This is a genomic window from Metallosphaera javensis (ex Hofmann et al. 2022) (assembly GCF_022064045.1).
Classification (GTDB): domain Archaea; phylum Thermoproteota; class Thermoprotei_A; order Sulfolobales; family Sulfolobaceae; genus Metallosphaera; species Metallosphaera javensis.
This window is the reverse complement of record NZ_JAKNCW010000004.1, coordinates 163,435-176,641: the sequence shown is the minus strand read 5'-3', so window position 1 is coordinate 176,641 and position 13,207 is coordinate 163,435. Positions and strand designations below refer to the sequence as shown.

The window sequence follows — 13,207 nt, the reverse complement described above, 5'->3', positions numbered from 1 at the left end:
TGGGGGCGGCCCCGTCTTTTGTTTAAAACCCACAGGCCTCCCCTTTATTAGCCCGGGGCCCTCCCACCCCACACGCCCGGGTTCAAACCCCGGGGGGCCCCACTTGCCCTTTTGGGGGGCCCCCCCCCCCACGCCCCCGTTTTCTTTCAGTTTTGCGTACGATCTAACAACATCAACTAAAGGTGCGAGGTAACGCTCCTTCATCTCACCGTTCACGATCTCTAGAACGTAAACGTAATACCTCCCTTTTCTCTCGCGGATGATCACGTCGCCATACTTATATCTCGTCTTTTTCTCGGTCAAAGCAGGCCCGGTATTATGTTAGCATGTTTTGATTATAAGGAATGCTAATCCGTCAAAAATTACCTGACTTGAAGGTATATTGATAGAAGAGGGTAACTTTCCACACCTACGGGATATTCCTCAACCAACTTTCTTTGGTAATGGAACTACAATGGCACAGTTCCTAGTGGTCTATAGAAATGAGACTACATACTCTAAGACCGTCTATGTCCCATGGTCCTCTGCCTATTTCCACACAAATGCCTACTCAGCTTTCAGTGTCGTGGAATCGCCTCAGTCTAAACAAGGCTATTATTATCCCTTACCTCAAGGGAGGCATAATAACCTACAGCTTTTCCTGCACTTCTTCCGGTAACCAGTATGTGGGCCCAGGAACTCCAGCTCCAGGAACTGCCCTGTATGCTGACGTGCTTTCCCTCAGTGCGTCCGATTAGTATAATCCGGTTTCAGTTCAACTGGTGAACGGCTGGCAAGCTACTGGAGGATGGGACTACCTGTTCCAGTTCAACTATCCCTATGCTCCAGAGATACCCACAAACCCTGAGGCACTATAGGCCAAAGTTTTTTATTATATCTATTTTCTCTATATAAATGCCATGATGGTGAATAGTACAAACTCCACCCTTAACATTACGGTGCAAGCTAGAACTTCGCCTCCAATTTTTCTCAATTATACGGGGAATTCAGTACCGTGGTATGTCAGCGACGGCTCCATTTTCTTCCTCATAGGGGCCATAATAGCCTATGTGGGCACTCTCTACTTCCTCTTCCCCAGTGTCAGAGTGGCCTTCAGGTCCGTGATAAGAATATTCCGCAAGTAAGCCATTGGGCTATTTATAAATCCTTTCTCGGCCCTCTTGAGGTAATGCTTCATGAACCTATAACTATCGTCGAAGAGTTTTCTATCAGTTCCCATTTCACTTTCTCTAAAAATTCCCTAACGTTTCCCCAACTTATAGCCCATTCACTAGGTATGTGGATCTTGATAGTATCCAGATAGTCTATCTCACCCTTCTGATGGTTATCTCTGCGTGATCCCCTACTACATCTCCCTTAAACAGATACCGAGGAGCGTTCTTGAGGAGCTGATGCGTACAAAGTATTCTGTCCTGATCTGCAATAAGTGAGAGAATGTCCCCCGGTTTCATAGCGACCAGTACCTTGGATATTTCAACCATGAATTCGTCGCAGGATTTTCCCCTTAAATCTAACGAGAAGGTCTGTGGCATAGGAACCTTATCTTAGAGTCCTTTTTAAATGTTGATAAATATCGTAAACTAACCTTATTGAATAACCTAATCACTAGAAACAGATTTGTCACGAGCCTAGATGCCAGCCTCGCAAGCGATTTTCTCAAAAATTACAAACTATGAAACGGTAGTGTGTGGAGTGTCTGTTAGGTGACCTCTTCGATTCTCTTTCAATTTGACATATCGCAGAAACCTAGAGGTCTTTGATTACAGTAACTCCACACACTAATGAAACGGTGTCTAAACTGTATAAAATTGTAACCTGTAACAAAGAAAAATCATCTCTCGGCACAAACGTTATTTTCTTTCATCACTGCGTTTATACCCATCCCCTTAAGCCAGCTTACTACGAAACGACCATATTTAACATCAATACCTACCTCATCTAAGCCTATACATCCCTCCTCGGTCACTTTTACCACTATTACATCCTTAAGACCTTCAAGCAACTGGAAAAGTGCTGAGACAGACTGAATGTCCGCCACTATTTCATCTATGTCGTTAATTACGCTGATGAAAGAGTACACTCGTCTTACAATCTCACATACTGGAAGGTTTCCGTTCACCGTAAAAGTCAGGTCCTCTATAACTTTGACGTACTCCCTGGATTCCGGTAGTCCGATTTTCCTCAGTTCGTCCTTCTTCGAAGATAGATACTCGAAATACTTTTTCAGAAGGGTAACGTTCTCGTTGGACAGGCTCACTATCTGATTTAGCTTGTCCATGGAGAAGGTTTCTATAATAACCTGGTTCAGCTTCCGTGAAAGTGCGATCTTATTATCGCTAAACGGGCTCATCCTTAACTCCCTCACCGCGTCCGCCTGCATGGCTAGGCATTCCTCCGCGCTCCTCTTGATGGCCTCATCTCCAATAACTTGAGAGATCTTCTCCAGGGACTTGAAATCAGTGACCAGTAGCCTCGTGTATTTCCCTCCCAAAGTTTTCTCCAAACCTTCCACGATCTGGTTAATTCTACTGGTGGTGAGATACACGTTCCTGTCAATCGTATTCAATATTCTGACAATGGTATTAGCGTCCTGCTCCGTAAGCTTCAAAGATGGTGGTATCTGGATCTCCTCTGCGTTAACTCCAAGCTTCCTGATTCCGTTTACCACGTTGTTGTAATCTATTACTATCTTGAATACTGCCTCATTGAGGGCCTTATCCACGTTTTCTGAGACCTCTCTGAAGTTTTGATAGGTCTCAGTAATGCATTCCGATGTGGAACAGGAGTTGATCTTGGCCAGTTCCGACTTGAGCTGGGACTCTATATCGCTGAGAACCGTGACCAGTTCCACGGGAAGATTTGCGGAACCTCCCTTTATGTTATTTATTAACATGATCTTCTGTTCCACCTGTGAAATAACTTCGTTCTTCTCCTTCTGAATTAGACTCTTGCTCTGAGATGCTGATCTAAAATTATTTATTGTGGCTGGAAGAGCGTTCACAATAAGGCCCAGAACTGAGGCTACTATCGTGTTTATTGAAAGCAGTCCATACCCCAGAGCCAAGGCCACTCCTGGATATAGGGGAATAACTCCCAGAACGCTGAGTATACTTCCCCTGGTAAATACTATTGAAGCCACGACAAGGAGAACGAAACCGGTGACTGGAAAAACCAGGGATAACGGGTTTGATAGTATCCCAGCAGGGTTCTCCACAATCTTGAGTACAGGAAAATACAAAACAGGTATGACAGAGATTAGGTTGCTTTTGGTATCCCTACCCTTTTCTGATAGACCAGTGGCTACAAGGAAAGGTGAGATGAAAACTCCCAGTAGAGACTCTGACGTCAGAAAGCCCTGTAGGGACGTGAACTTTATCTCTACAAGTATGGGTGCCACGAACAGTAGGACTAGCATTATGGCGAACGTCTCTATCATGCTGGGGGTGACTGTGCTACTCTGCCCGAGGATGAGCGTACCAAAGTTGTAACTCACCACATATAGCAAGGTCATGGCGGGGGCCAGGATGTAGGGCAGAAGTGCAGATAGTATGATAACAATACCCTCCTCAAAATAGAAGAATGAGTGAAGATTTAGTATGTTAGACACAAGATAGAATACAAACGTGTTCAGGATTGTTATACCTATTCTCTCAACTATGTCGTTAAAAGTTACAGTGCTAAGTCCTAGAATTCTAAGCATAAACCATTCATTCTTTGCTAATAGTCATCGATATAAATTTATTATGTGTGTCAAGATCACGTCCGCGAAGGGATTGGAACTCCCCGATATTATCCATGGATTCTCCCATGTAAAGCTAGTGAGATGAAGTGAACAGCCCCATCTCACGAACGGGCTTCTTGGTTCATTGACCATGCTCGATCACCCCCATTCACAGCGTCGAATGGAACCCACCCTTGACGCCCCGTGTGGGAGGGTTACGGAGGCATTGGTTTCCGCAAGCTTGAGTTCGGTTTCATCCCTGAGTGTACATCCCAAGTGATCGCACGATGGGGTTCAGCAGGCCACGATAGACGTATATAATCATTTGAGACCTTCATTTGGGCTATCCATCTCCACCTCACCAAGGGATCTTTCGCTCCCTTAAACCCCCAAACAGATGACTTTATCGAACATGTAAAATGAATTTTCCTGCTGGAAGACCTGGCATCCTACATAAGGAAAAAATAAAAGTGATTAGCAAGTAAGTATTGCTATGAGTTCTTCCATATCTTTCAAAAAATTCGAATTGCCTCCACTACCCTATAAGATAGACGCGCTGGAACCATATATCAGCAAGGACATCATAGACGTTCATTACAACGGCCATCACAAGGGATATGTGACTGGTGCTAACACGTTTATGGAAAGGTTCAACAAGATGATCAAGGGAGAGCTCCAGAGCGGTCAATACGATGTTCAGGGACTAATGAGAGGGATAGTGTTCAACATAAATGGTCACAAACTTCACGCTCTGTACTGGGACAACATGGCCCCAGCGGGGAAGGGAGGAGGACAGCCCGGTGGGGCACTGGCGGACCTCATAGTGAAGCAGTATGGCAGTTACGACAGGTTTAAGCAAGTGTTCACGGAGACAGCCAACTCATTGCCGGGTACAGGGTGGACGGTCCTTTATTACGACACTGAGAATGGGAACTTGGAGATCATGACCTTTGAGAACCACTTCATGAACCATATTGCTGAGCTTCCAATCCTTCTTATCCTGGACGAGTTTGAACATGCCTACTACCTTCAGTATAAGAACAAGAGGGCTGACTACGTAACCAACTGGTGGAATGTGGTAAACTGGGACTACGCTGAGAAGAAGTTGCAGAAGTATCTAAAGTAAATCGATTCATTTATTTTCTCTCCTATATCAACAATATCATGGTTTCTGCAATTATTTTGGCTGGAGGATGGGCCACTAGGCTAAGGCCTTTGAGTTTGACCAAGCCGAAGCCCCTCTTTCCCGTTCTAGGGAAGCCCATAATCGACTATACTTTGGATGCTCTGGACAGAGCTAACATCCACGACGTGTACATCTCGTTAAGGGTTATGGCTGATAACATAATTAAACACGTAGAAAAAGGGGGAAGAAAGGTTACTTTCGTTGTGGAGGAGGAGCCACTTGGGGATCTGGGGCCCCTGAAGTACATCTCTGAGAAATATAATCTGGACGACGAGGTCTTGGTCATTTACGGTGACGTCTACATGGAGGTGAACTTCAACGAGATACTTTCCCTTCACAAGAGCACGGAGTGTGGGGCAACGGTCATGTCAGCGGAGGTGGAGGATCCCCAGAGATATGGGGTCCTTTACACTGAGGGAGATAGACTTATCCAGATTGTGGAGAAACCCTCTAACCCCCTGTCAAAGCAGATTAATGCGGGAGTTTACGTTTTCGATAAGAAGCTTTTCACCATGATTAACGGCAAATCCATTGCCCGGCACTTCCTTCCCAAGGTTTTACAGCAGAACTGTGTTTCGGTCTATAATTATCAGGGAGTGTGGGCCGACATCGGTATACCATCAGATTACCTCAGGTTGAACTTTGATCTCTTGAGAAGAAAGTATCCCCGTGGTTTCGTCTCGGACAGGGCTAAGGTGAGCGAGAGGGCAGAGCTTAACCCTCCCTATTTCATTATGGATGAAGTTACGGTGGGGGACGCGTGCGTAGACTCCAACGCTATCCTGGGAAGGGGTTCCTCCATAGGCAATGGATCTTACGTGGGAGAGAGCTTGCTCATGGATAAGGTCAGGGTAGGAGAAAATTCTTTCCTGAAGAACGTGATCGTCGGCGATAATAGTAAAATAGGGAAGTGGAACCACATAAGGGAAAGAACCATCCTTGGAGAGGAAGTGGTGACAGGGGATGGGGTACTTCTCAATAGGGGAACAATCATCCTGCCATATAAGGAAGTGTCGGATCCAGTTTACAGGGAGGGGAAGATAATCCTATGATATTGAACGAAATGTTAAACGAACTCTCGTACGAGCTAAAGAGGAGGAGGGTTGTAAACCTTTGCGTTGGTCCCTCCTATACCGGCGTTCTACTCGATGATCAGAGTATGGGCATCTCTATCACCCTCACCGACGGAGAGGTGGAGGAGGCAGGAGAATTGCAGGGCAAGAACGCCTACGACGTGGCGAACAACTTCGACTCGCCCATGAGGAGGAGCATTTCCACGGCAGTAATGAATGCCTTAACCCCAGGAGAGGTGAGAAATGGAGATCCGCTCCAGTTATTCCAGGGAGGGAAACTTTGCATGTTTGGTTACTCTCCTCAGGTCAAGGTTGAGGGCTTCACTGAGGTCGTGTCATACGACTTCTCACCCCAACCAGTTCAGGGAAGCAGGCCCTTCTCTGAGTTCAGGAGCGAAATGTGCACTGTTGCTGTGATCTTTGGCTCTTCCCTTGTTCTGAACAACATAGAGAAGATCATCAAGAACGTTAAGGCGGATCACCTCATCATGAACGGTGCCTCCTCAGTTATGGCAATGGGAACCCTTAAGAAGTATGGATTTGAGGCAGTTGGGAAGCTGGTTCCAGTGGACAGGAACAGGGCCTTTAGGACAATCTGCGAGGGGGGAAATGCGAGGCAATTGGGAAGGTTCCTGGAGAGGGTTCACATCACCCTCTAATCCTCTAGCCCAAGACCGCTAAACTCCTCAAGTTTTTCAGCGCACTTATCTCCTTGTTTAAAACTGCAGTTAACTCCCTTGTTTAGCATTACCCTTACGTCCCCGTAGTTGCCAGGAGTCGAGGTCAGTATCCCGTGGTTAAGTCTGAGAAGGGCGTGTGCAATCCTGGCGTTTATCCCAAGGAAGTCGCTCCTCACACTGGCTACTCCGAGGGCTTTCATCGCCATTTTCTTGGTCTCCTCGTCTCCGGTGGCCTGCCATAGCGCTGAGAGGAAGACCGCAACTTCAGCGTTGGCTAGAGGTTCCAGATAGGTTATTGAAGTTAGGGGATCCTTGGGAACAGTATCCCTGAACCCCTTCTCAGTCTCCAGTTCCCTCTTCACAAAATCCCTTATCCTGACGGCCTGCTCAAGATATTCGTCCTTTCCTTCCCTGAGGTATCTAACCAGAAATGCATAACCCGCAATGGCCTCGTCGATCAGGAGACCCCAGTTTTCCCTCTTGGAACTTCTGAAAACCTTTCCATCAACGACGTATTCCTCTAGTTTCGAGGGATCTCCCTTGATTATCTTCACGGCTTCGTAGATGGCAAAACCTCCTCCTAACTCTCCTCTTCCCAGGACGTAGGACGCAACCTCATCCATTGGCGAAAGGAACTTCTCCACAGTGGAGTACCTCCTCTCCACCTTGGAGATTGTCTTGATCAGCTCTATAACCCTAAAATCGGCTTTCTGCTGATCTATAACCTTGTTAACTGTATCGAAAATTGAGGCCTCTGAGGGCTCCTGTGGTTCAGGGACGTACTCAGGTATCTTGACTGGTCTGATCTTCTTGGTTTCGAATGAATTGAGCATGTCCTTCAGAGAGGTTATCACGTAATCTGGATTGTTGGACTCTATTATCCCAACCAGCTCCATGTTAGGCGTCAGAACGGAGAGACAGGGTATAACTCCCCGTGTAACCCTGATGAGGTAGTCCGGATACTCCTCTGGGTCGGCCTTGAGCAACATGACCCTTCTCTCAATCGTTGTCCCCTTGATTTTCCCTGAAATTGTGTCCTCCTTGTCCAGAAGAACCCCAATCAACTTGCCGTAAAACTTGGCATCCGAGAGTAACCTATCGTTTAACATCATGACCTACCGTAACTTTTATTTTAATTTAAAATGTATCTATGAAGATGAGCAGACCCGAAACCAAATGGACGTGTGATATTTGTAAAAACAAGATATATTGGGACGAGCTTTTTACCTTCACAGGCAAGAAAACGGTAGTCCATTACACCTGTTTCAGGGACAAGGCTTCAAAGACAGCTAAGATAGAGCCGGCACAACTTGAGATCGTTCTGGACATGCTTGAGGACGAGCTCAGGGACATTACAATCTACAAGCAGAAGATAAACGTGATCAAGGAGGAGGAGATAAAGAAGGTACTGGAACAGGCTGAAAAGGATGCGGAGAAGAACTCTGCACTGCTCACCAGGGTTGTGGAGAAGTTCAGTGGAGTTAGCGAATAGGTAGAAAACTACACAGGTAGGTTCTTGGCGTTGCGTAATATTAAGGAGTAACTTTCTATTTATCTTCTCGATAAATATTATGTAGATGATAAGTAAGGTTCTTCCGTTTAAAGTGAAGCTTGTGGCCTATAACCCGCAGGGAGAGAGAGTCGTGGCCATAGCAGCCAAGATGAGCCGATCCAGGCACGGCTGGGATCACCACGTGGATATGCCCCAGGAGGAGGTGGAGACATGGATACGGGACTCCATCATACACGGCTACTGGTCAGTTCTGGAGCATTCCGTCTACACCTTTTCCGTGGAGGGGATATCCAGGGTGGCCTCGCACCAACTGGTGAGGCACAGGATCGCGTCATATACCCAGATGTCCCATAGATTTGCCAAGCCCAAGGACGAGTTCTACAGACCTGTGGTACCACCAAGCTTCAAGGATTCATCGGCGTTTGAAAAGGTGTACCAAGAGTATCTTCACGCTCTGGAGTCGGGAGTTCCGGAGGAGGACGCCAGGTACGTTCTCCCAAACGGTGTTAACACGAACCTTGTGGTGACCATGAACGCCAGGGAACTCTACAACTTCTTCGGGCTAAGGCTCTGTTCCAGGGCACAGTGGGAGATAAGGGCAGTGGCCTGGCTCATGCTGGACGAGGTGAAGAAGGTTCACCCACTTCTCTTCAAGTTCGCCGGGCCAAACTGCATCCTGCACGAGAACTTCGTAAGGCCTGAGGATGACCCCATCACCCTCGATCAGGAGAAGGAACTGGTCTCCTCCCGTTGCATAGAAGGTGTTCCAAGAAGCGGAATCTGGAAATGTATAAGAAACTCTCGCATGATTCTAGAAAAAATAAAGTAAACCTACATCCGCACGATTCTAGTTTTTTAAAATATATAAGCACTGTTCGATTGTCAAAAGCAAATATTTTATACTCCTTCTAGTCTATCTAACACTGCATGACGTACACTCAGGCAATATTATCCTTTGGTTTGCCCTTCATATTGGTCCTGTTAGGGGCCTACGGTACGTATAAGCTTCTCGAGTTAGTTATGCCCAGGAATCCTAACCCGTTGAAGACTGCCAGGTTCGAGGCGGGTAACATTCCCACAGGAGAGGGAAGATTATGGTTTCCTCTTCAGTACTATGGTTACCTTCTAGTTTACACCACACTTGAGCCCATAGTGGTTCTGCTCTTTGTTGCTGCCGCAGTCCCATTCTACAACAACTTTATCCTGTTCAGGAATCTACTTATCGTTGTGGGCTCATTTCTGGTTCTCATGTATCCTATTCTCTACTATGCCATAAGGCAGATCAACGTAATTGCCTACTGGGGGTTGAGGAGATGAGCGAGAAACCCATAGACGTTGTGGCGAAGCTACTTCAGGAGAGGAAGATTCCCCTAAAAGTTGAGGGAGATACCAGGGGGTCCATAGAGGTGGATAAGTCAAAGCTTGTGGAGACTGCAAGGGCCCTGAAGGAGATTGGTTTCGATCACGTCAAGACCGTGACCGGGATTGATTACCCTGACCAGTCCAGGTTTCAGATCGTTTATCACGTTTCGTCCTTCGATCTTCAGCTGTCCAGGGTTATCCTTGCGCTCAAGACGTGGACCTCGTATAAGGAACCGGTGGTGCCAAGCCTTCTCTCCGTGTGGGGAAGCGTGTGGACGGGGGAGAGGGAGACATATGAAATGCTGGGGATAACCTTCGAGGGTAATCCAGACATGAGAAGGTTATTCTTACCCGAGGATTTTGAGGGGGTATATCCCCTGAGAAAGAGTTTCAAGGTTAAGACGGAGGGGTTGTTCGTTGACAAGTCAAGTTGATGATCTGATGAAAAGTGGCGGGATGGAGCTGGATATTGTTCCCGTTTCGGGAGAGCTGAACGTTGGGCCACAGCACCCAGGATCCGGACACCTGAGGATATTCGTGAAGCTCAACGGTGACATAATAGAGGACGCTGAGATAGACCCCGGATATGTGCACAGGGCGGTGGAGAAACTGGGAGAGAACAGGAACTACATTCACCTGATCCCTCTGGTGGAGAGGCCTGCCATCCTTGACTCGGTGAACATGAATCTGGGATATATCCTTGCAGTTGAGAAGATACTCAACGTCGACGTGCCTGAGAGGGCGCAATATCTGAGAAGTTTCGCAGCGGAGATCAGCAGGATAGCGAGCCACCTTTACGGAATGGGCATCCTCGCGATATTCATTGGTCATTCCACTGGTTTCATGTGGGGGTTCGGAGACAGGGAAGTGTGGGTTCAGATTCTGGAGGCCTTAACGGGAGCAAGGGTCACGAATTCCTACATTCTTCCAGGAGGGGTAAGAAGGGATCTCACTCCTGCCGTCATAGAGATGACAAAGAAAGCCATAGCCTATCAGCGCAAAAAGATGAAGGACTGGGAAAGGATTTTCCTCAACAACCCAAACATTAAGGCAAGGTTGCAGGACGTGGGAATTATGACAAGGGAACAGGCCATTGAGTGGGGAGCGGCCGGGCCAAATCTCAGGGGCTCAGGTGTGTATTACGACGTGAGGAAGGCTGAACCCTACGGTGCTTACTCCAAGTTGGACTTCGAAATACCTGTATACAAGGAGGGAGATGGTTACGCTAGGACGCTGGTCAGATTTGAGGAGATAGAGCAGAGCCTGAGGATACTTGAGCAGGTAATAAAGGATATACCCGAGGGGCAGATCCTCAGCGACAGGTTCTTCAAGCAAATTCCACCCACCAGACTAAAGAAGTGGTGGGAAGGGCAAAGGAGGATAGTCATGCCGGGATATTACGCGTCTTTCCGACCGCCCAAAGGCGAGGCAATATCCAGGGTTGAGGCAGGTAGAGGGGAACTGGTATATTACGTGGTAAGTGACGGTTCAGCTAAACCCTACAGGTTAAGGATGATAACTCCGTCATATAGGTCAATCTACGTAATGAAGAACCTTCTCAAGGGAGCTAGATACGCGGATCTGGTCTCCATTTATGGTAGTCTGGATTATTTCCCACCGGAGGCTGACAGATAATGAACATTCTATTTGATATCAGATATTATATTCTCTATCCTTCATTTTTCGCCCCAATTATCCTTCCGGGACTGATATTCACATCTATACTCCTCCTCACAACTATCTGGTTTGAGAGGAAAGCTGCAGCTAGGGTTCAAATGAGAGTTGGTCCCTATTACGCTTCCAAGAGGCTGGGTGGATATCTTCAACTGGTTGCAGATGCCCTCAAGTTCGTGTTCTCGGAGGTCATTGTGCCAGACGGCGTTAATCCTACCCTGTTTGCTCTCACTCCAGTGCTAGTTGTGGCCATGTCCTTCCTCCCCCTTGCCGTCATACCAGTGTCAGTGATTCCACCCTCAGGTTCAATTTTCTCCATCTATTTCCATGATTTCTATGATCCCAACGTTGGGCTGGGGGTACTGGTTGGCCTGTTTACACAGTACAACATGTTACTGATTCTCGCCATAGAATCCATTTACCCGGCAATGATCATACTGATGGCCTGGAGTACCAACAACAGATTTGCCATAGTAGGTGCCGTGAGGGAGTCCTACCTTTCCGTTTCCTACGACGTCCTCCTCCTGATGTCAACCATATCCATGGCCTTGGAATATCACACGCTTGATCTGGTGAAGATAGTGCAGTCCGGGGTTCCTGGGATACTGGCAAACCCCTTAGCAGCAGTTACCTTCTTCATTGCGATGATAATAGGAAGCGCCAGGTTCCCCTTTGACATAGCTGAGGCGGATACTGAACTGGTTCTTGGACCCGCGACGGAGTATAGCGGTCTCCTCTTCGTGTTGACCATGGCTGGCTCATATGTGGGCAACTTTGTGTATGCCTTGGTTTTCACCGACATGTTCCTGTGGGGCTGGTACCCATTGTCAGGGTTCCCTGGAGCCCTCCTGACCGTGATCAAGGCATCCATTCTAGTGTTTTTCTCTGTGTTTCTCAGGTCTGTGTACGGGAGATACAGGTTAGATCAGGCCCTTAGGGGTAGCTGGAAATACATATTCCCCTTGGCCGTTGCCTCCATGTTTCTAGGTTTGGTGGTGGGTTATCTATGGATTCAGTAAAAATTAAGGAATACAAAAAGGGAGAATCTCCTTTTAATGTGGTCTCTGGACATCTTCAGGCCGTTGGGGCTGGAATAAAGTATTTCGTGAAGCCCCAACGTATTACCCTGAAGTATCCAGACGAGTCGATGTCACTTCCCACGGGTTACAGGGGAATGATCAGGCTCTACAAGGACGTTTGTATAGGTTGTACCCTATGTGCCATGGTTTGTCCAGCCGACGCTATGAAGATGGTCACAGATCAGGGTAAGAAATTCCCCACAATTAACTACGGAAGGTGCGTTTTCTGCGCCTTCTGTGTGGATATTTGCCCAGTGGATGCACTCAAGGAAACCGGCGTACATGACGCAGCTTTCTCCAACAGGAGGGAACTCATATTTAATCCCGAAAAGTTCGATCAGGACTTCGATCAGCCACCCTTGCGTCCCGTGGTTAGGAAGGTAAAGGCGGTAATAGATGAGGATAAGGGGATAAAGTATGTACCTGACACCGAGTGACCTTCAGATTGGGATATTCTTCCTTTTCTCCATTTTTGCGTTAGCCACCGCTCTCTTCATAGTAAATTCCAAGAACGTATTCTATTCCGCAGTGTCCTTGGCCTTCCTAGGAATATCTGTGGCGGTGTTAATAGCAGACCTGGATCCTGAGGCTTACTCCCTGTACTCGGCCTTCCATCTCCTTCTGTACGTGGGGGCAACGGTAGTTTTCCTTTCAATCTCTCTCGTTATGTTCAGGGGACTGGAGGTGAAGGAGGTGAGAACTCCCTGGGCACCTGCAATGGCCCTTCTCTCTGCCGTGGCCTTCTTCGCAGTTCTGGTTCTCTCCACAAGCTCTATCACCCCGGTGCAGGTTCAACCCCTTAACCTGGCAGTGATTGGCGAGAAGATAGTGTCCCAGTACTGGTTCCCCGCGGTGGTCCTCGTGATAGCCCTGCTCACCACAATGATCGAGGCCCTATCCTTGGCAAGGAGGGATTGAA

General features: G+C 47.5%; 17 protein-coding genes. 13 read left to right on the top strand and 4 right to left on the bottom strand.

Translation table 11 applies throughout. From position 1 onward, the window contains the following. Window positions 1–303: putative integrase (locus tag L3N51_RS05110; RefSeq protein WP_238025866.1), on the bottom strand; the 303-nt coding region annotated here is incomplete at its 3' end. A gap of 239 nt (window positions 304–542) precedes the next feature. Between L3N51_RS05110 and L3N51_RS05105 the strand changes: the two genes are divergently transcribed. Both L3N51_RS05105 and L3N51_RS05100 read left to right on the top strand, forming a co-directional pair. After that, window positions 543–737 carry a hypothetical protein gene (locus L3N51_RS05105; protein WP_238025865.1) on the top strand — a complete coding sequence of 65 codons (195 nt, stop codon included), beginning with the start codon at window positions 543–545 and terminating at the stop codon, window positions 735–737. Between the two features lie 162 nt (window positions 738–899). Continuing rightward, the gene (locus L3N51_RS05100) at window positions 900–1,124 is read left to right on the top strand and encodes a hypothetical protein (RefSeq protein WP_238025864.1); all 225 of its coding nucleotides are present in this window, start codon (window positions 900–902) and stop codon (window positions 1,122–1,124) included. A 180-nt stretch (window positions 1,125–1,304) separates the two neighbouring features. On the opposite strand, the gene L3N51_RS05095 is transcribed toward L3N51_RS05100, so the two are convergent. Together L3N51_RS05095 and L3N51_RS05090 are read right to left on the bottom strand one after the other, a co-directional pair. Then, entirely contained in the window at window positions 1,305–1,532 is a 228-nt protein-coding gene (locus tag L3N51_RS05095; protein WP_238025863.1) for a sulfurtransferase TusA family protein, read from the bottom strand. A 299-nt stretch (window positions 1,533–1,831) separates the two neighbouring features. Beyond that, window positions 1,832–3,700 carry a hypothetical protein gene (locus L3N51_RS05090; protein WP_238025862.1) on the bottom strand — a complete coding sequence of 623 codons (1,869 nt, stop codon included), beginning with the start codon at window positions 3,698–3,700 and terminating at the stop codon, window positions 1,832–1,834. A 514-nt stretch (window positions 3,701–4,214) separates the two neighbouring features. Here L3N51_RS05090 and L3N51_RS05085 point away from each other — a divergent pair. From L3N51_RS05085 to L3N51_RS05075, 3 genes are read left to right on the top strand one after another with little or no spacing between them, the layout of a single operon-like run. Next, window positions 4,215–4,847, top strand: coding sequence for a superoxide dismutase (locus L3N51_RS05085; RefSeq protein ID WP_238025861.1), 633 nt, complete (start codon window positions 4,215–4,217; stop codon window positions 4,845–4,847). A 38-nt stretch (window positions 4,848–4,885) separates the two neighbouring features. Further along, window positions 4,886–5,959, top strand: coding sequence for a sugar phosphate nucleotidyltransferase (locus L3N51_RS05080; protein WP_238025860.1), 1,074 nt, complete (start codon window positions 4,886–4,888; stop codon window positions 5,957–5,959). Beyond that, window positions 5,956–6,639: a Rossmann-like domain-containing protein gene (locus L3N51_RS05075; RefSeq protein WP_238025859.1), complete on the top strand. Its 684-nt coding sequence runs from the start codon at window positions 5,956–5,958 to the stop codon at window positions 6,637–6,639. The genes L3N51_RS05080 and L3N51_RS05075 overlap by 4 nt, the downstream gene beginning before the upstream one ends. Here L3N51_RS05075 and L3N51_RS05070 read toward each other — a convergent pair. Then, a complete protein-coding gene (locus tag L3N51_RS05070) occupies window positions 6,636–7,772 on the bottom strand; it encodes a hypothetical protein (protein WP_238025856.1) in 1,137 nt (378 codons plus the stop codon). The genes L3N51_RS05075 and L3N51_RS05070 overlap by 4 nt on opposite strands. Before the next feature lie 44 nt (window positions 7,773–7,816). On the opposite strand from L3N51_RS05070, the gene L3N51_RS05065 reads away from it, so the two are divergent. The 8 genes from L3N51_RS05065 (at window position 7,817) to L3N51_RS05030 (ending at window position 13,206) form a co-directional block, all read left to right on the top strand. Then, complete coding sequence (locus L3N51_RS05065; protein WP_238025855.1) at window positions 7,817–8,152, top strand: DUF2175 domain-containing protein; 336 nt, start codon at window positions 7,817–7,819, stop codon at window positions 8,150–8,152. A gap of 85 nt (window positions 8,153–8,237) precedes the next feature. Further along, window positions 8,238–9,002 carry an FAD-dependent thymidylate synthase gene (thyX, locus tag L3N51_RS05060; protein WP_238025853.1) on the top strand — a complete coding sequence of 255 codons (765 nt, stop codon included), beginning with the start codon at window positions 8,238–8,240 and terminating at the stop codon, window positions 9,000–9,002. 98 nt (window positions 9,003–9,100) lie between these two features. Next, window positions 9,101–9,490 carry an NADH-quinone oxidoreductase subunit A gene (gene ndhC, locus L3N51_RS05055; protein WP_238025852.1) on the top strand — a complete coding sequence of 130 codons (390 nt, stop codon included), beginning with the start codon at window positions 9,101–9,103 and terminating at the stop codon, window positions 9,488–9,490. Further along, entirely contained in the window at window positions 9,487–9,969 is a 483-nt protein-coding gene (locus L3N51_RS05050; RefSeq protein WP_238025851.1) for an NADH-quinone oxidoreductase subunit C, read from the top strand. The genes ndhC and L3N51_RS05050 overlap by 4 nt, the downstream gene beginning before the upstream one ends. Continuing rightward, window positions 9,953–11,170: an NADH-quinone oxidoreductase subunit D gene (locus L3N51_RS05045; RefSeq protein ID WP_428846155.1), complete on the top strand. Its 1,218-nt coding sequence runs from the start codon at window positions 9,953–9,955 to the stop codon at window positions 11,168–11,170. The genes L3N51_RS05050 and L3N51_RS05045 overlap by 17 nt, the downstream gene beginning before the upstream one ends. Continuing rightward, the gene (gene nuoH, locus L3N51_RS05040) at window positions 11,170–12,228 is read left to right on the top strand and encodes an NADH-quinone oxidoreductase subunit NuoH (protein ID WP_238025850.1); all 1,059 of its coding nucleotides are present in this window, start codon (window positions 11,170–11,172) and stop codon (window positions 12,226–12,228) included. The genes L3N51_RS05045 and nuoH overlap by 1 nt, the downstream gene beginning before the upstream one ends. Next, window positions 12,216–12,725 carry an NADH-quinone oxidoreductase subunit NuoI gene (gene nuoI, locus L3N51_RS05035; protein WP_238025849.1) on the top strand — a complete coding sequence of 170 codons (510 nt, stop codon included), beginning with the start codon at window positions 12,216–12,218 and terminating at the stop codon, window positions 12,723–12,725. The genes nuoH and nuoI overlap by 13 nt, the downstream gene beginning before the upstream one ends. Next, a complete protein-coding gene (locus L3N51_RS05030) occupies window positions 12,706–13,206 on the top strand; it encodes an NADH-quinone oxidoreductase subunit J family protein (protein ID WP_238025848.1) in 501 nt (166 codons plus the stop codon). Before nuoI ends, L3N51_RS05030 begins: the two co-directional genes overlap by 20 nt. The last annotated feature ends 1 nt before the right edge of the window (window position 13,207 follow it).